We start from the raw sequence: 16,793 nt of genomic DNA on the forward strand, positions 1-16,793 counted from the left end.
GGCCCTTGCAGGGCCTTCAGGCCGCCACAGCGGCCATTTTTTCAGCCTGATAGAGCTTCAGGCCGAGCCACGCGGAGACGAGGCACATCGCCGCGCTCAGCAGCAGTTGCTCGACAATCGGCACTCCAACCGCGCTGAGGCCCGCCGCAAGGACGGAGCCGATCACCATCGCCCCCGAATTGACGATGTTGTTCGCCGCCACGGTGCGTGCCGCCTGGCTCGGATCCACCTTCGTGGTGAGGAAGGCGTAGAGCGGAACAACGAACATACCGCCTGCAATCGCTATCAGCGTCAGCGACAGCAGCACCGGAATGGCGAGCGGCTGCGCGACGAACTCTCCGATCTCCATGAGATCGTCTCCGCGAACATCTCCGCTCCATTCGTGGCACACGTAGTAGAACAGAGCGACGAACGCGCCCATCATCAGCACCGAAACCGGCGCGTAGCGCGCCGAGACGTTGCCCTTCAGCAGCGCGTTGATCGACACGGATCCGATCGCCACCCCGATGGAGAACGTCACCAGGAACAAGCTGGCGACTTGTTTGCTGGCGAGCAGGACGTTCTTGGCGAGCGGGGGAAACTGGATGAACAGCACCGCGCCGATGGTCCAGAAGAAGCTGATGGCAAGAATCGCATAGAACACTTCGCGATCGTGCATCGTGTTCTTTACCAGCGCGATGGAGGAGCGGATCGGGTGCCGGTCGATCGTCTGGTTCTGCTCGATCGGGTGGGCATCGGGCACGTGGCGTGAGGTAAGATAGCCCAGCACGGCGGTGGCGACGACGCCGACGGCCGCCCATTCCACGGGTATCCACCCGGCCAGGATCGTTCCGCCGAGCACGGCCAGGTAGGTTCCCGCCTCGACCATTCCCGTTCCGGCCAGCACTTCGTGCTTGTGGAGGTGCTGGGGCAGGATGGCGTATTTGATGGGTCCGAAGAAGGTGGAATGAATTCCCATCGCGAACAGCGCGGCCAGCATCAGGGGAATCGCAACCGAGGTGGTCAGCCAGCCCTGCCACGCCAGCACCAGTCCGGCCGCGCCGCACGCCATGATGCCGATTTCGGCTGCCTTCACGCAGCGGATGATGAAGGCCTTGTCCCGCATGTCCGCCAGTTGTCCGGCAAGCGCGGAGAGAATGAAGAACGGCAGGATGAACAAGCCCGACGCGATGGCGCTGAACTGCGCTTCGGCTTCTTCGGAGTTGTAGACGCTGTACACGACGAACAGCACCATCGCGTTCTTGTACAGGTTATCGTTGAACGCGTTGAACAGCTGGGTGGCGAAAAGCGGCAGGAACCGGCGCTTTTTCAGCAAGTGCGCCGATGTCAGCATCCGGCCACGTCAACAGCATCGTTTCGCATGGCGCGGCAACCTAGTGCCACTTTGCTGCGGAACAAGAGCGTAGAAAGCTTTTTCCCGCCTCACGATGGCGCTAGTGCGGCAGGACGATGCTCTCTCTGCCAAACCTGCTGACCCTTTCGCGGATAGTCGCGATCCCGCTGCTCGCTGCCCTGCTGTGGTGGCCCAACTGGGCGTTCGGCTACGGCCTCGCGTTCGCGCTTTACTGCCTGATGGGCATTACCGACTACTTCGACGGCTATCTTGCCCGGTCCAGCGGCGCGGTTTCGCGGCTCGGCATCTTTCTCGATCCGATTGCCGACAAGATCATGGTCGCGGCGGTGATTCTGGTGCTGACTGCGCAAGGCGTGCTGCGCGGGCCCTATGTCGGCGATATGCACGTGGTCGCCGGGCTGGTCATCCTGATGCGGGAGATCGCGGTTTCCGGCCTGCGCGAATTTTTGGCCGGGTTGCAGGTTTCGATGCCGGTGACGAAGCTGGCCAAGTGGAAAACGACGTTCCAACTGGTTGCGCTCGGGGCCCTGATTCTCGGCCAGGCCTTGCCGGAATGGCCATGGGTCCATCTGATGGGTCTCGCCTCCCTCTGGGCTGCGGCGGTGCTGACGGTGATCACCGGGTGGGACTACCTGCGAGTCGGCCTGAAGCACATGGACTGAGGATGCTGGAGCTTTACCACCACGGATCGTCCGTCTGCGCCGCCAAGGTGCGGCTGGTACTGACCGAGAAAGCAATCGACTGGAGCGGGCGCTACGTCGATATTCTGGCCGGTGAGCAGTTTGCGCCCGAGTACCTTGTGATCAATCCCAGGGCAGCGGTGCCGGCGATCGTCTACGATGGGGCAATCCTGACCGAGTCGACGGTGATCTGCGAATATCTGGAGGATCGATTCGCCGGGCCGCGGCTGAAACCGGACTCTCCTCTCGACCAGGCGCGGATGCGGCTGTGGACCAAGCTGGTGGACGAGGAGATCCACCCCGCGACCCGGCCCGTTACCTACGTCACCACGCACCGCAACGCGATTCTGGCGCGGGGGGAAGCGGCGGTGGAGGAGCACATCGCCAGCGATCCGCACCCGGTGTGGCGTGAACGCAAGCGCGGCTGGATCCGCCAGGGCTTCGATGCGCCGGACGTGGCGCAGGCGATCGGCACGTTCGCGCGTGTCCTGCGCGGCATGGATGCGGCCCTTGCGGACAGCGAATGGCTGGTGGGGGATGGCTACACCCTCGCCGACGGGGCCTTGACGCCTTACGCCAATCGTCTGGAGATGCTGGGCCTTTCGGCGATGTGGGACGACAAGCCGCATTTCGCCCGCTGGTTTGACGCCGTGAAGGCGCGGCCGAGCTTCCGCCCTGCCTTGTTCGACTATCTGCCGGAGGACCTGCGCGAACGGATGCTGGCAGACGGGCGCAAGGCCTGGCCGCAATTCGCGCGGATCCTTGCCGAAACGAATCGCTAGGCCATTTCCGCCGATTGCCGGCCGACGTTGCGCCGGTTCCACCGCCGGGTCAGCCGCATGCGCCACCATGCGCCGCCAAGCAGGTAGCCGAGCGATGAGGCGGTAACAGCGAATATCAGCAGGCCGAGCGCTGTCGGAGCCGAGACGTCGAGCAGGGTGGCAATCCAGCCCGCCGAATCCCGGACTTGCGATCCGTGGCCAAGCAGGAAAGTCCCGAACTGATACGCGGCAAAGTAGATCGGCGGGAACGTCAGCGGGTTCGACACCAGTGTCGCCGCGGCCGAAAGCGGGACATTCGCCCGCAGCGGCACGGCCAGCAAGGCCGCAAGTGCGAATTGCCCGATCGGCAGAATGAAGCCGACGAACAACCCTATGGCCAGTCCGCGGGGAAAGCTCCGCCGATTGAGGTGCCACAAGCTCGGGTGTCCGAACAAGTGGGCGAACGGCTTGAGCCACCGGCTGGCCAGGATGGTTTCGCGATCCTTCACAGCGCCCGATCTATGAACGAAGGGGCGGCTTTGCGAGAGGGAGCGTCAACCGGCGCGCAATTCCTGCGCCATCAGCCGGAATTCCTCCGCCCGAGGGCTGCTGGTGCGCCAGATCAGCGCGATCTTCCGGCTGGCGTTGCTGTTCAGCGGGCGGGCAACGATCTGTGTGTCCCGTAGAATTCCCGCCTCTATCGCCATTTCAGGCAGCATCGTCAGGCCGAGCCCGTTGTCGACCATCTGCACCAGAGTGTGCAGCGAGGTGCCGATCATCGTCGCACTGCCCCGCATTTCCTGCCGGTTGCAGGCAGCGAGCGCGTGGTCCCGCAGACAGTGACCGTCCTCCAGCAGCAGCAGGCGTCCCTCGTCGATCATCGACGGGGTCACGGTTTCGGGCGGATCGCGCGGATCGTCCTTGGGGAAGGCGACGAACAGCCGGTCTTCCCGGATGTGCTCCACTTCCACTTCGCCGGTCGGGAAGGGCAGGGCCAGCAGGACGCAATCCGCCCGGCCGTGGTGGAGCGATTCGATCGCGTCCTGGCTGGTTTCTTCCCGCAGGAACAGCTTCAGCTGCGGACGCTCCCGCCTCAGGCGGGGAAGCAGGCGCGGGAGCAGGAAAGGCGCGATGGTCGGGATCACGCTCATCCGCAAGACGCCCGTCAACGGCTTCCCGGCGGACTGGACGAGGTCGGACAATTCCTCCGCCTCACGCAGCAGGCGGTGTGCCTTTTCCACCACCCGCTCCCCCAGCGGAGTGAAGCGGACCGTCCGGCGGCTGCGTTCGACCAGCGTGACGCCGAGCAGGGATTCCAGCTCGCGTATTCCGGCCGAAAGCGTCGATTGCGAAACGAAACAGGTTTCCGCCGCGCGGCCGAAGTGGCCCGCCTCGTGCAGCGCAACGAGGTATTGCAGCTGCTTGATGGTGGGAAGGAAGGTGGTCAATCCGTCGGTGCCTGCGGAGGAGCCGGTTCATCGGCGGCGACATCGTCGATGTGCGTCATCTTGAGCCGCCCTTTCTCGACCGCGAAAGCGAGTTTGCCTTCGACCAGGTCCAGCGCGTCCCGTCCGAAGACTTCGCGCCGCCAGCCTTCGAGCACCGGCAGGTCACGCACGCCGGCGGCGAGAGCTTCCAGTTCGTCGCTGCGAGTCAGCAAGCGGGAGGCGATGTCGATTTCCCGGCTGCGGATCTTCAGCAGCAGCTTAAGCAAGTCCGCCACCAATGCGCCTTCCTTGCCGAGAGGGGCGCCCCGCTTCGGCCTGTCCGGCATTTCGTCGGCGGGAAGCGGTTCGGCGTTCTGCAGCACCTTCATCAGCCGCCGGCCGATATCGTTGTCCTTCCACGCCTGGGAAAGGCCGCGCACCTTGGCGAGGTCTTCCTGCTTCTTCGCGGGGTGGCCGGCAAGATCGGCCAGTGTTTCGTCCCGCATGATCCGGCCGCGCGGGATGTCCTTGTCCTGCGCTTCCCGTTCGCGCCACGCGGCGAGCGCCTTGAGACGGCCCAAAACTTCCCGGTTGCGGCTGGGCGGGCGAATCCGTTCCCACGCGGTGCCGGGATCGTTGGCGTAGTTGGCCGGATCGGCGAGCTTTTCCATCTCGGCGTCCAGCCACATTCCGCGGCCTGTGCGCATCAGCTTTTTCAACAGCTTGGGAAAGATCTGCGCCAGGTAGGTGACGTCGCCGATCGCGTATTCGATCTGCCGTTCGGTCAATGGGCGGCGGCTCCAGTCGGTGAAGCGGGCACCCTTGTCGATCGTCTTGCCCATCCAGGTTTCCACCAGGTTGGCGTAGCCGATCTGTTCCGACTGGCTCACCGCCATCATCGCGATCTGGGTGTCGAAGATCGGGTGCGGGGTCTTGCCGGTGAGGTTGTAGATGATTTCCACGTCCTGTCCGGCGGCGTGGAAGACCTTGAGCACGTCCTCGTTGTCAGTCAGCAGATCGAGCAGGGGCGTCAGGTCGATGCCCGGGGCCAGCGGATCGATCGCGGCCGCTTCCTCCTCGTTGCCCACCTGCACCAGGCAGAGCAGGGGGTAATAAGTGTTTTCGCGCATGAACTCAGTGTCGACGCAGACGAAATCCGATTTCGCCAGCCGCTCGCACAGATCGGCCAGTTCATCGCTCTTGGTGATCAGCGGGTGTATCTTCATTCTGTTTTTTCGTACCAGGCCGGCAGCAGGGGGTCGCTTGACAAGCCGGCGGGTTTGCCTGCTAGCGCGCGTCTCCCTAGCGCCATAATCCGTTAATTGGAAAGACTCAGGATGCACGCCTACCGTACCCACACTTGTGCCGCGCTGTCGAAGGCGAATGTCGGTGAGACCGTCCGCCTCTCCGGCTGGGTGCATCGCAAGCGCGATCACGGCGGCGTACTGTTCGTCGATCTGCGCGACAATTACGGAATCACCCAGATCGTCGCGGACGAGGATTCGCCCGCGCTGTCCCTGCTCGATTCGGTGCGGGTCGAAAGCGTGGTGATGATCGACGGGGAAGTGAAGGCGCGCAACGCTTCGACCGTGAACCCGAACCTGCCCACCGGCGAGATCGAGGTGTTCGCCCGCAGCGTCGAAGTGCTGTCCACCGCCGCCGAGCTGCCGATGCCCGTCGCCGGGGAGCAGGAGTACCCGGAAGAAATTCGCCTCAAGCACCGTTTCCTGGATCTTCGGCGCGAGACGATGCACCGAAACATCCTGCTGCGCAGCCAGGTGATCGCCAGCTTGCGCCGCCGGATGATCGACCAGAATTTTACCGAATTCCAGACCCCGATCCTGACCGCGTCCAGCCCTGAAGGCGCGCGCGACTTCCTGGTGCCCAGCCGGCTGCATCCGGGTAAATTCTATGCGCTTCCGCAGGCGCCGCAGATGTTCAAGCAGATGCTGATGGTCGCCGGGTTCGACCGGTACTTCCAGATTGCACCGTGCTTCCGCGACGAGGACTTGCGCGCTGACCGCAGCCTGGAATTCTATCAGCTCGATTTCGAGATGAGCTTCGTCACGCAGGAAGACGTGTTCAACGCGCTCGAGCCCGTGCTGGCAGGATGCTTCGAGGAGTTTTCCGGCAGCAAGAGCGTGACCCCGGCGGGCCAGTTCCCGCGTATTCCGTACCGCGAGGCGATGCTGAAGTACGGCAGCGACAAGCCGGACTTGCGCAACCCGCTGGTGATCACCGACGTGACCGACCACTTCACCCAGTCCGGTTTCGGCCTGTTCGAGAAGATCGTCGGCTCCGGCGGGCGCGTCCGCGCGATCCCCGCGCCGAACACGGCAGACAAGAGCCGCAAGTTCTTCGACGACATGAACAACTGGGCCCGGGGCGAAGGCTTTGCCGGGCTGGGCTACGTCACCCGCAAGGGCGGCGAATTCGGCGGGCCGATCGCCAAGAACCACGGGACCGAAGGCATGGAGAACATCTATGCCGAGCTGGGTCTTGGCGAGGACGACGGGCTGTTCTTCGCTGCTGGCAAGGAAGGCGAGGCCGCCAAGCTGGCCGGTGCCGCGCGCACTCGCGTCGGTGAGGAGCTGGGCCTGATCGAGCAGGGCTGCTTCAAGTTCTGCTGGATCGTCGATTTCCCGATGTACGAGTACGACGAGGACCAGAAGAAGATCGATTTCAGCCACAATCCGTTCTCGATGCCGCAGGGCGAGATGGACGCGCTGGAGAACCAGGACCCGCTCGATATCCTCGCCTGGCAGTACGACATCGTCTGCAACGGGTACGAATTGTCGTCCGGTGCGATTCGGAACCATCGACCGGACATCATGTACAAGGCTTTCGAGATCGCCGGGTATTCGAAGGAGGACGTGGACGCGAACTTCTCGGGCATGATCAACGCGTTCAAGTACGGCGCGCCGCCGCATGGCGGGTCGGCACCGGGGATCGACCGGATCGTGATGCTGCTGGCGGATGAGCCGAACATCCGCGAAGTGATCGCCTTCCCGATGAACCAGCGGGGCGAGGACCTGATGATGAGCGCGCCGACACCGATCAGTCCGAAGCAGCTGCGTGAACTGCATATCCGGCTGGCGGAACCCCCGAAGGCGGGCAACGCGGAAAAAGACGCGGCGGAAAAGACGCGGGTGGACCGGATCGGCGACTGATGGTGACTGGCTCGCGCTGCCAGGGCACTTGCCAGCGCGAGCCGCGTTGACTAGGGGCGAGAACCAATTTCAAACCCGAATTCAAGAGGGCATTTCATGAGCGATACCGCCGAACGCGTGAAGAAGATCGTCGTCGAGCATCTGGGCGTCGAGGAAGACAAGGTCACGCCCGACGCCAGCTTCATTGACGATCTTGGCGCTGACAGCCTCGACATCGTTGAGCTCGTGATGGCGTTCGAAGAAGAATTCGGCGTCGAGATTCCCGACGATGCGGCCGAGAAGATCGCGACCGTCGGCGACGCGAATCGTTACATCGAAGAGCACAAGGGCTAAGCGGCCCGACTTGCTTCCCAGTTCGCCCCGGCCGTCTTTGCGGCTTTTCCGGGGCGGGCTAGCGGGCTACGACAGGCTCAGCCCGGACAGGGTTGGGCCTGTTGGCTTTTAAAAGCGTATCTTTTGTGGAGAGTAGCATGCGCCGTGTGGTCGTAACCGGACTGGGCCTCGTCACCCCACTCGGCAGCGATGTCGAGACGACCTGGAAGAACATCCTCGCCGGCAAGAGCGGGGCGGGAAAAATCACCAGGTTCGACGCCTCCGACCAGAAGTGCCGCATCGCTTGCGAGGTGAAGCCGAAGGATCATGAGTTCGGCTTCGATCCCGACAAGCGCGTGGATCACAAGGTTCAGCGGCAGGTCGATCCGTTCATCGTCTACGGCATCGATGCCGCAGGACAGGCGATCGAAGACGCTGGACTCGAGGACATGGACGAGGCGACCCGCCTGCGCGCGGGGTGTTCGATCGGGTCCGGGATCGGCGGCTTGCCGGGGATCGAGAAGGAATCGCTGGTGCTGGCCGAAAAGGGGCCGGGCCGCGTGTCGCCGCACTTCGTGCACGGGCGCCTGATCAATCTGATTTCGGGACAGGTTTCGATCAAGTACGGCCTGATGGGGCCGAACCATGCGGTCGTGACTGCCTGCTCCACCGGGGCGCACTCGATTGGCGATGCTGCGCGAATGATCCGCGACGACGATGCGGACATCATGCTGGCTGGCGGTGCCGAAGGAACGATCTGCCCGATCGGGATTGCCGGGTTCGCCCAGGCTCGCGCGCTCAGCACGTCGTTCAACGATGATCCGACCAAGGCCAGCCGCCCTTATGACGAAGCCCGCGACGGCTTTGTGATGGGCGAAGGCGCGGGCGTCGTGGTGCTGGAAGAGTACGAGCACGCGAAGGCGCGCGGCGCGAAGATCTACGCCGAGGTTATCGGCTACGGCCTCTCGGGCGATGCATACCACGTCACCGCGCCGCACCCGGAAGGATCGGGCGCGTTTCGTTCGATGCAGATGGCCTTGAAGAAGGCGGGCATGGCGCCGGAGGACATCGACTACATCAACGCCCACGGCACCTCGACCCCGCTGGGCGACGAGCTGGAACTGGGCGCGGTTCGGCGCTTGTTCGGCGATGCGATCGAGGGTGTCTCGATGAGCTCGACCAAGTCGGCGATCGGGCACTTGCTCGGCGGTGCGGGCGCGGTGGAAGCGATCTTCTGTATCCTCGCGCTGCGCGACCAGATCGTGCCGCCGACGCTCAACCTCGATAATCCGTCCGCGGGTTGCGAAGGCGTGGACCTCGTCCCGCACACCGCGAAGAAGCGGGAAGTCCGGGCGGTGCTGAACAACAGCTTCGGCTTTGGCGGGACCAACGCCAGCCTCGTGATGAAGAAGGCGGACTGAGGCAGCGGGATGAGTCGCCGCGTTCAGCTGATTGCCATTGCGGCCGGCTTCGTCCTGTTCGCCGGAGCGCTGCTGTTCGCGTGGGGCTGGTACGGCGCGGCGGATGTCGAGGAAGATCGCGCCTTCGTGGTCCCCTCGGGCGCTTCGCTCACTTCGGTTGCAACCAAGCTGCAGGAGGAAGGGGTCATCCATTCGGCCCCCGGCTTCCTGCTCCGGGCGAAGATCCTTGGCAGCGGCGATCCGATCAAGGCGGGTGAATTCCTTCTGCCTGCGGGAGCGAGCCCCGCGCAGATCCTGAACACCTTGCAGCATGGCGAGGCGATCCGCCGGTTCATTGCGGTCCCGGAAGGGCTTCCGTCCGTCCTGGTGCACGACCGGCTGATGGCGGAACCGCTGCTGACCGGCAGTGTCCCGGTTCCGCCCGAAGGGTCTGTCCTTCCGGAAAGCTACGATTTCGGACGGGGTGAAAGCCGGGCGCAGGTGCTCGAGCGGATGCAGCAGGCGATGAAGGAGACGGTTGCGGAACTGTGGCCGAAACGGTCGAGCGACATCGCGGTGAGCACTCCGGAAGAGGCGGTGATTCTAGCTTCCATCGTCGAGAAGGAGACAGGCAAGGCGGGGGAGCGGCCGATGGTTGCTGCAGTCTACTCCAACCGGCTGAAGATGGGCATGCGGTTGCAGGCCGATCCGACGATCATTTACCCGATCACCAAGGGGAGGCCGCTTGGCCGCCGGATCCTCCAATCGGAAATCCGCGCGGTCAACGACTACAACACCTACTCCATGGCCGGATTGCCCAAGGGCCCGATCACCAATCCAGGCCGCGCGGCGATAGAGGCCGTGCTGCACCCGGCCGACAGCGATGCGATCTACATGGTGGCCGATGGCACCGGCGGCCACGCGTTTGCCGACTCGCTGGCGGGGCACAACCGCAACGTCGCCAAATGGCGTGCGATTCGCCGCGCGCGAGGGGAGATGTAGCAGCGGGATGGCAAACGCTCCGCTGTTGATCACCGCCGAACTGCCGGCTGACATCCTGTCGTGGGCGGACGAGCTGCGGCGCAGGCACTATCCGCCGGAACGCAACCGCCTTCGCGCCCATGTCACCCTGTTTCACGCGCTTCCGCCGTCGGCGGAAGCGGAAGTGCGCGGGTTGCTGGGCACTCTGGCAAAAACAGCCCCGCCGCAGGCACGGCTGTCGGGAATCATGAACCTTGGCCGGGGAACGGCGCTGGACGTGGACAGCCCGCAGATGGTTGAGCTTCACACCGTGATGGCTGACCGCCTGCACGGGCTGCTGACGCCGCAGGATGACCGCACCTTGCGGCTCCACATCACTATCCAGAACAAGGTTCAGCCGCGCGAGGCGAAACGGCTGCAGAACGAACTTCGGGCGAGCCTGGAGCCCCGCGCATTTCGCTTTCGCGGGTTCGGGCTCTATGCCTGGGAAGACGGCCTGTGGCGCCCGATTTCCGACTATCCGTTTCGCGGCCGGTAACGATCGCGCCGAGAAGGTGTCGATCGCCGGTTGACCGAAGGGAAACCCCACCCTAAAGGCCGCGCCATCCGGCGAAAGCGGGGCGGAGTAGCTCAGGTGGTTAGAGCAGCGGAATCATAATCCGCGTGTCGGGGGTTCGAGTCCCTCCTCCGCTACCACCGGAACGCCACCTACTAAGCGTGTGCGTTTCCGGCCCTGACGAAGCAGCGCTCCTCCATGTCTTTCTGGCTCACAGGGCGAGGAGAGCGACTGCGGCGTTGGCAAGTGCTGTGACCAGGATCAGCAGCATTATCCAGTGTTCCGGTGACACGGACCGCAAGGGAACTTCCCACAACTGCCGGCCAGTGCGTCGGGGCTTCGGCTTGGGGGCCGATCGCGCGGAATGCCGCTGGTCGAGGGCGGACGGTGAAGCACCGGGCATGGCGCGATGTGTTTTCACTGACTGTATCCTTCCAGATAAGGCCAGAATCGGTCACCAGATCAACCAATGGCCCCTTCGCCCGGTTCCCGGTCGCACTTGGCTGCCTCCTTCGTTGACCCGATCGGCGAGACGGCTATGCCTTGGGCATGGATACCAAGCCGCTGAACACGCCGCCTTCCCTCGACCAGTTGCGGGGAGAGGGAGTTCTCGCCCTGTTTCTGGATTTCGACGGTACGCTGGTGGATCTTGCCGCGACCCCGGACGGGATTCAGATCCCCGAACAGCTTTCGGACCGGCTCGGCCGCCTGCGGGATACGCTGGGCGGGCGGCTTGCGCTGGTCAGCGGACGGGCGGTTACCGATCTCGAAAGGCATCTTGGGCCGTTGACGATCGCCCGCGCGGGATCGCACGGGGCAGCTCGAATGCGGGCGGACGGATCGCGAATCGGGGAGGACGCGCAGGCGTTGCCTCCTGCCGTGAACGCCGAACTGGCCCACTTCGCGCAGTCTGCCGGGTTCGACCTTGAGAGCAAGGACCACGGAGCGGCGCTGCATTACCGCCGCGATCCTTCGCTGGAGCAGCGCGGGCTGGATTTCGTGCATGACCTCGCCGACCGGCACGAACTGGCGGTGAAGCGGGGCAAGTTCGTGATTGAGCTGGTCCACCGCGGCGCCGACAAGGCTGGCGCGGTGCGGGCCTTCATGGCGGAGCCTCCGTTCGCCGGGGCGACGCCCGTCTTCATCGGGGACGACGTGACGGACGAAGATGGCTTTGCCGCCGCCGAAGCGCTGGGCGGGTTCGGGATTGTCGTCGGCGACCGGACGCCGACTCGGGCGCGATACCGCCTCGACTCTCCCCAGGCGGTGCATGACTGGCTCGCCCTGTGATTGGCCGCCCGATCGACCGGGTGAGCGGAGTGCATCGGATCCGGCGGGAACTTCCGCCCCGATCGCACGCTGAGGTCATGTTCCGTGACATACGTGCAAGCAATCAGGACCTGATCCATTGAGTCGTCTCGTCGTCGTTTCCAACCGCGTTGCCGTTCCCAAGGCCCGTGGGGTGGCGGGCGCGCAAGGCGGCCTTGCCGGTGCGCTCAACTCCGCGCTCAAGAAGCACGGCGGCATCTGGTTCGGCTGGTCCGGGCAGGAGACGGAGAAGTTCACCGGTGAGATCAACATCCGCCGCGGGGACGGAGTCACCACCGCGACAATTGACCTCGAGCACCAGGACATCGAGGAATACTACAACGGCTACGCCAATTCGACGTTGTGGCCGCTGTTCCACTATCGCATCGACCTGACCGAGTACGAACAGGAGTTCGGCAAGGGCTACGAGCGGGTGAACGAGCGGTTTGCCGACAGCGTCCTGCCGCTGATCGAGCCGAAGGATCTGGTCTGGGTCCACGATTACCACCTGATACCCCTTGGGGAACGGTTGCGTTCGCTGGGCCTGAAAAACCGGATCGGGTTCTTCCTGCATATTCCCTGGCCGCCGACCCGGCTGTTCGTATCCCTGCCGTTCCATGAGCGGCTGGTGCGCACGATGCTGCACTACGATCTGATTGGCTTCCAGAGCGAGGAGTGGATGGAAAGCTTCATCCACTACTGTTCCAAGGAACTGGGCGCCGAAGTGGACGAGGACGCATGCACCATCACCCTTGATGGGCGCACCACGACCGCCAAGGCCTATCCGATCGGCATCGATTACGATCACTTCATGGCGCAAGGCGAAACGGGAGAAGCCCGCCAGGCGGAGCAGCGGCTGCTGTCCAGCACACGCCACCGTACCGCGATGATCGGGGTCGACCGGCTCGATTACACCAAGGGCCTGCCGGAACGAATCGACGGCATCGGCCGCTTCTTCGACTTTCACCCCGAACGCGTGCGCGAGCTGGTCTATGTTCAGATCGCGCCGCCCAGCCGGGAAGACATCAAATCCTACCAGCATATCCGCGGTTTGCTGGAGCAGAAGACCGGCCAGATCAACGGTGCCCGATCGGAAGTGGACCTGGTGCCGATCCGCTACGTCAACAAGGGGCACTCGGCGGCCGAGCTGTTCGGGTTTTTCCGCGCTTCGAAGATCGGCCTCGTCACTCCGCTGCGGGACGGGATGAACCTCGTCGCCAAGGAATACATCGCGGCGCAGGATCCTGATAATCCGGGCGTACTGGTCCTGTCCCGCTTTGCCGGGGCGGCGCTGCAGCTGAAGGATGCGCTGCTGGTCAATCCCCATAGCCCGGACGACGTCGCGCACAATATCCGCCTCGCGCTCGACATGCCGCTGGAGGAGCGCAAGGAGCGGTGGGAGAAGCTGATCGTCACCGTGCGTGAGGACAACGTCCTGCGCTGGACGGAGAACTTCACCAGCGATCTTGCCGGAGTCGACCACAACCCCTGATTGCCACCGGGTACCCCCGATCCCTACATGGGGGTAGACCGCCGGCGAATTGCCGGCCCGGGAATTGCTAGCCGCCGATTGGGCGGCTAACGCCCCGTGCGCAATCGAGGATGAATGACATGACCCGACACACCACCCGCATGCTGATCATCGGTTCCGGCCCTGCAGGCTTGTCCGCGGCGATCTATGCCGCGCGCGCAGGGATGGAGCCGATCGTGGTGCAGGGCCTCCAGCCCGGCGGCCAGCTGACCATCACCACCGACGTGGAAAACTACCCCGGTTTCCGGGACGTGATCCAGGGTCCGTGGCTGATGGAGCAGATGCAGGCGCAAGCCGAGCATGTCGGCACCCGCATGATGTGGGACACCATCGTCGAGGTAGATGTCGAGAGCGGCCCGCCGTTCGTCGCCCGCGGCGACAGCGGCGACGAATACGTGGGCGACACGCTGGTGATTGCCACTGGCGCGCAGGCGAAGTGGCTCGGCGTGCCGGGAGAGGAAGCGCTTTCCGGCAAGGGCGTTTCGGCCTGCGCCACGTGCGACGGCTTTTTCTATCGCGGCAAGAAGGTTGCGGTGATCGGCGGCGGCAACACCGCGGTGGAGGAAGCGCTCTACCTCACCAACCATTCCGAAGACGTGACCCTGATTCACAGGCGCGAGGACTTGCGGGCCGAAAAGATCCTGCAGGACCGCTTGTTCGCTCATCCCCGGATCAGCGTGCTGTGGAACAAGCGCGTGGAGCGCTTCCTCGGCGATCCGCTGCAGGGCGGGTTGACCGGGCTTCAGCTGGCCGACACCGTGACCGGCGAAATGAGCGAGTTCGGGTGCGAGGGGGCGTTCGTGGCCATTGGCCATGCTCCTTCGACGGAGCTGTTCAAGGGCAAGCTGGAGATCGACGCGAACGGCTACATCGTAGTGGCGCCCGGCACGCCGAAGACAAACCGGCCCGGCGTGTTCGCTTGCGGCGACGTGATGGATCACACCTATCGCCAGGCGGTGACGGCGGCGGGAACGGGCTGCATGGCCGCTTTGGACGCCGAGCGGTTCCTCGCCACCCTGGAATACGTTCGCAACGAGCAGCAGGCGGCGGCCGCAGAGTAGGGTCAGCCCAACACGTTTGCGAAATCCGCCGGGTCCACGTTCCCGCCGCTGAGGATGATTGCTGTGCGGGGGGTCAGCGGGACCTTGCCCGCCAGCGCGGCGGCCAGTGCGACTGCGCCGCCGGGTTCCAGCACCAGCCGCAGCCGCGAAAACGCGAATCGCTGCGCCGCGCGCACTTCGTCGGCGCTAACGACCACGCCGGGGGAGGCGCGTTCCTGCAGGACCGCGAAGTTGATCGGGCGAGTGGCGAGCGTCTGCAATGCGTCGCAGGCGGTGGCCGGGGGATCGTCGACCACCGGCAGGATCTTTCCGGCCATCAGGCTGCGGGTGACATCGTCCCATCCCTCCGGCTCCACCGGCACGATTTCCGCGTCAGGGCAGGCGAGGGCGAGTCCGGCGGACAATCCGCCGCCGCCGCATGGCGTCACGATTCGTTCCGGCCTGCCGCCCGCCCATCGTTTCATCTGGGCGCTGAGCTCCATTCCAGCGGTGCCCTGGCCCTCGATCACCCACGGGTCGGCATAGGCGTGGACCAGCGTGGCACCGGTTTGCGCACACAGGGCCTCAGCCACGGCGTCGCGATCTTCTCCCGGGCGCTGGTAAGGCACCACCTCCGCGCCCATTTCGCGGACGCGCTCCAGCTTCACCTTTGGCGCATCGTGCGGCATCACGATTGTGGCCTTGATCCCCAGGCGGCGGGCGGCCCAGGCAACCCCTTGCGCGTGGTTGCCGCTCGACACCCCGACTACGCCGCGCGCACGTTCCGCGGCCGACAAGTCGCTCAGGCGGTGCCATGCGCCGCGTATCTTGAAAGCGCCGATCGGCTGGAGGCACTCGGCCTTGGCCCAGAGGGTCACACCGCCGATTTCCAGCGGCAGGATCGGGGTAGGGGGGATAAGCGCGGCAAGCTTTTCAGCGGCGCGGGCAACCCCTTCGGCGCTCGGCGCGCGCGTTGCGTCGTGGATCATTTGGCGGGTCTAGCGCATTTGCCTAAGAGGGCACTCAAGAATCGAGCAACGGAGAAAACATGTCGACAATCCTGGTGATCGGTGCGGGCGGGGTCAGTTCGGTCGCGGTGCACAAGATGGCGATGAACAAGGATATCTTCACCGATATCCATCTCGCCAGCCGCACGAAGACCAAGTGCGATGCAATCGCCGCCAGCGTGAAGCAGCGCACAGGCATCGATATCGCGACTTATGAGATCGACGCCGAGGAGGTCCCGGCGATGGTCAACCTGATCCGCCGGATCAACCCGAAGCTCGTCGTCAACCTGGCGTTGCCGTACCAGGACCTGCCGATCATGGACGCCTGCCTGGAAGCCGGCGTCGATTACCTCGACACCGCTAACTATGAGCCGAAGGAAGAAGCCAAGTTCGAATACAAGTGGCAGTGGGCCTACCACGACCGCTTCCGTGAAAATGGCCTGATGGCCCTGCTGGGCAGCGGGTTCGATCCGGGTGTCACCAGCGCGTTCGCCATGTGGCTGAAGAAGCACAAGCTGAAGACGATCCGCACGCTCGACATCCTCGACTGCAACGGCGGCGATCACGGACAGGCCTTCGCGACCAACTTCAATCCCGAGATCAACATTCGCGAAGTGACCGCGCCGGCCCGGCACTGGGAAAACGGCGACTGGGTCGAGACCCCGGCGATGAGCGTGCGGCACGAGTTCAACTTCGAGGATGTCGGCCCCCGCAACATGTACCTGATGTACCACGAGGAACTGGAGAGCCTTGCCCGCTTCGTCCCCGAGATGGAGCGCGCGCGGTTCTGGATGACGTTTGGCGATGAGTACATCAAGCACCTGACCGTGCTGCAGAACGTCGGCATGACGCGGATCGATCCGGTGATGTACGAAGGCAAGGCCATCGTTCCGCTGCAGTTCCTGAAGGCCGTTCTGCCCGAACCTTCCAGCCTCGGCTCCACCACCAAGGGCAAGACCAACATCGGCGACATCGCCACCGGCGATGCACTGGACGGAACCGGCGAAAAGACGTTCTACATCTACAACATCTGCGACCATGAGGAAGCCTACCGCGAGACCGGCAATCAGGCGGTCAGCTACACCACCGGGGTGCCGGCGATGATCGGCGCGGCGATGATGCTGACCGGCAAGTGGCAGGGCAAAGGGGTGTTCAACATGGAACAGTTCGATCCCGATCCGTACATGGAGATGCTGAACACCCAGGGGCTGCCGTGGCAGGTGAAGGAACTGCCCGGTCCGCTGCCTTTCTGACCGGACAGACAGA

At 64.3% G+C, this 16,793-nt stretch carries 16 protein-coding genes and 1 tRNA gene; 12 read left to right on the top strand and 5 right to left on the bottom strand.

Annotated elements, in window-relative coordinates; translation table 11 throughout:
• Positions 1–16: 16 nt before the first annotated feature.
• Entirely contained in the window at positions 17–1,333 is a 1,317-nt protein-coding gene (locus tag ELY13_RS03440) for an MFS transporter (RefSeq protein WP_126172476.1), read from the bottom strand.
• 116 nt (positions 1,334–1,449) lie between these two features.
• Here ELY13_RS03440 and pgsA point away from each other — a divergent pair, with 116 nt between their 5' ends.
• Together pgsA and ELY13_RS03450 are read left to right on the top strand one after the other, a co-directional pair.
• Positions 1,450–2,016, top strand: coding sequence for a CDP-diacylglycerol--glycerol-3-phosphate 3-phosphatidyltransferase (gene pgsA, locus ELY13_RS03445; RefSeq protein WP_126172477.1), 567 nt, complete (start codon positions 1,450–1,452; stop codon positions 2,014–2,016).
• 2 nt (positions 2,017–2,018) lie between these two features.
• On the top strand, positions 2,019–2,816 hold the full coding sequence (locus ELY13_RS03450) for a glutathione S-transferase family protein (RefSeq protein WP_126172478.1): 798 nt from the start codon (positions 2,019–2,021) through the stop codon (positions 2,814–2,816).
• Here ELY13_RS03450 and ELY13_RS03455 read toward each other — a convergent pair.
• From ELY13_RS03455 to rnd, 3 genes are read right to left on the bottom strand one after another with little or no spacing between them, the layout of a single operon-like run.
• Positions 2,813–3,304, bottom strand: a complete 492-nt coding sequence (locus tag ELY13_RS03455; protein ID WP_126172479.1) for a DUF2062 domain-containing protein — start codon at positions 3,302–3,304, stop codon at positions 2,813–2,815. The genes ELY13_RS03450 and ELY13_RS03455 overlap by 4 nt on opposite strands.
• 45 nt (positions 3,305–3,349) lie before the next feature.
• Positions 3,350–4,243 carry a hydrogen peroxide-inducible genes activator gene (locus ELY13_RS03460; protein WP_126172480.1) on the bottom strand — a complete coding sequence of 298 codons (894 nt, stop codon included), beginning with the start codon at positions 4,241–4,243 and terminating at the stop codon, positions 3,350–3,352.
• A complete protein-coding gene (gene rnd / locus ELY13_RS03465) occupies positions 4,240–5,448 on the bottom strand; it encodes a ribonuclease D (protein WP_126172481.1) in 1,209 nt (402 codons plus the stop codon). Before rnd ends, ELY13_RS03460 begins: the two co-directional genes overlap by 4 nt.
• 111 nt (positions 5,449–5,559) lie before the next feature.
• Between rnd and aspS the strand changes: the two genes are divergently transcribed.
• From aspS to trxB, 9 genes are all read left to right on the top strand, one after another.
• A complete protein-coding gene (aspS, locus tag ELY13_RS03470) occupies positions 5,560–7,392 on the top strand; it encodes an aspartate--tRNA ligase (protein WP_126172482.1) in 1,833 nt (610 codons plus the stop codon).
• A 96-nt stretch (positions 7,393–7,488) separates the two neighbouring features.
• Positions 7,489–7,725 (top strand): acyl carrier protein, encoded by a 237-nt coding sequence (locus ELY13_RS03475; protein WP_126172483.1) that lies wholly within the window; start codon positions 7,489–7,491, stop codon positions 7,723–7,725.
• Between the two features lie 137 nt (positions 7,726–7,862).
• On the top strand, positions 7,863–9,125 hold the full coding sequence (fabF, locus tag ELY13_RS03480; RefSeq protein WP_126172484.1) for a beta-ketoacyl-ACP synthase II: 1,263 nt from the start codon (positions 7,863–7,865) through the stop codon (positions 9,123–9,125).
• Between the two features lie 9 nt (positions 9,126–9,134).
• Entirely contained in the window at positions 9,135–10,106 is a 972-nt protein-coding gene (mltG, locus tag ELY13_RS03485; RefSeq protein WP_126172485.1) for an endolytic transglycosylase MltG, read from the top strand.
• 7 nt (positions 10,107–10,113) lie between these two features.
• Positions 10,114–10,623 (top strand): 2'-5' RNA ligase family protein, encoded by a 510-nt coding sequence (locus tag ELY13_RS03490; protein WP_126172486.1) that lies wholly within the window; start codon positions 10,114–10,116, stop codon positions 10,621–10,623.
• 81 nt (positions 10,624–10,704) lie between these two features.
• Positions 10,705–10,781 (top strand) — tRNA-Met (locus ELY13_RS03495).
• A 409-nt stretch (positions 10,782–11,190) separates the two neighbouring features.
• A complete protein-coding gene (gene otsB, locus ELY13_RS03500) occupies positions 11,191–11,931 on the top strand; it encodes a trehalose-phosphatase (protein WP_126172487.1) in 741 nt (246 codons plus the stop codon).
• A 118-nt stretch (positions 11,932–12,049) separates the two neighbouring features.
• Complete coding sequence (locus tag ELY13_RS03505; RefSeq protein ID WP_126172488.1) at positions 12,050–13,441, top strand: alpha,alpha-trehalose-phosphate synthase (UDP-forming); 1,392 nt, start codon at positions 12,050–12,052, stop codon at positions 13,439–13,441.
• Between the two features lie 119 nt (positions 13,442–13,560).
• Positions 13,561–14,541, top strand: a complete 981-nt coding sequence (gene trxB, locus ELY13_RS03510) for a thioredoxin-disulfide reductase (RefSeq protein WP_126172489.1) — start codon at positions 13,561–13,563, stop codon at positions 14,539–14,541.
• A gap of 2 nt (positions 14,542–14,543) precedes the next feature.
• Here the strand turns inward: trxB and ELY13_RS03515 are convergent, their stop codons facing one another.
• On the bottom strand, positions 14,544–15,509 hold the full coding sequence (locus tag ELY13_RS03515) for a threonine ammonia-lyase (RefSeq protein WP_126172490.1): 966 nt from the start codon (positions 15,507–15,509) through the stop codon (positions 14,544–14,546).
• Positions 15,510–15,568: 59 nt separating this feature from the next.
• Here ELY13_RS03515 and ELY13_RS03520 point away from each other — a divergent pair, with 59 nt between their 5' ends.
• Positions 15,569–16,780 carry a saccharopine dehydrogenase family protein gene (locus tag ELY13_RS03520; protein WP_126172491.1) on the top strand — a complete coding sequence of 404 codons (1,212 nt, stop codon included), beginning with the start codon at positions 15,569–15,571 and terminating at the stop codon, positions 16,778–16,780.
• Positions 16,781–16,793: the final 13 nt, after the last annotated feature.

It is taken from the genome of Altericroceibacterium xinjiangense (assembly GCF_003958635.1).
In the GTDB taxonomy this organism is placed as follows: Bacteria; Pseudomonadota; Alphaproteobacteria; order Sphingomonadales; family Sphingomonadaceae; genus Altericroceibacterium_A; species Altericroceibacterium_A xinjiangense.

Coding starts and splice junctions, on each gene's coding strand:
- ELY13_RS03440 (WP_126172476.1), bottom strand. CDS start 1,333: ATGCTGACATCGGCGCACTTGCTGAAAAAGCGCCGGTTCCTGCCGCTT.
- pgsA (WP_126172477.1), top strand. CDS start 1,450: ATGCTCTCTCTGCCAAACCTGCTGACCCTTTCGCGGATAGTCGCGATC.
- ELY13_RS03450 (WP_126172478.1), top strand. CDS start 2,019: ATGCTGGAGCTTTACCACCACGGATCGTCCGTCTGCGCCGCCAAGGTG.
- rnd (WP_126172481.1), bottom strand. CDS start 5,448: ATGAAGATACACCCGCTGATCACCAAGAGCGATGAACTGGCCGATCTG.
- aspS (WP_126172482.1), top strand. CDS start 5,560: ATGCACGCCTACCGTACCCACACTTGTGCCGCGCTGTCGAAGGCGAAT.
- ELY13_RS03475 (WP_126172483.1), top strand. CDS start 7,489: ATGAGCGATACCGCCGAACGCGTGAAGAAGATCGTCGTCGAGCATCTG.
- fabF (WP_126172484.1), top strand. CDS start 7,863: ATGCGCCGTGTGGTCGTAACCGGACTGGGCCTCGTCACCCCACTCGGC.
- mltG (WP_126172485.1), top strand. CDS start 9,135: ATGAGTCGCCGCGTTCAGCTGATTGCCATTGCGGCCGGCTTCGTCCTG.
- ELY13_RS03490 (WP_126172486.1), top strand. CDS start 10,114: ATGGCAAACGCTCCGCTGTTGATCACCGCCGAACTGCCGGCTGACATC.
- otsB (WP_126172487.1), top strand. CDS start 11,191: ATGGATACCAAGCCGCTGAACACGCCGCCTTCCCTCGACCAGTTGCGG.
- trxB (WP_126172489.1), top strand. CDS start 13,561: ATGACCCGACACACCACCCGCATGCTGATCATCGGTTCCGGCCCTGCA.
- ELY13_RS03515 (WP_126172490.1), bottom strand. CDS start 15,509: ATGATCCACGACGCAACGCGCGCGCCGAGCGCCGAAGGGGTTGCCCGC.
- ELY13_RS03520 (WP_126172491.1), top strand. CDS start 15,569: ATGTCGACAATCCTGGTGATCGGTGCGGGCGGGGTCAGTTCGGTCGCG.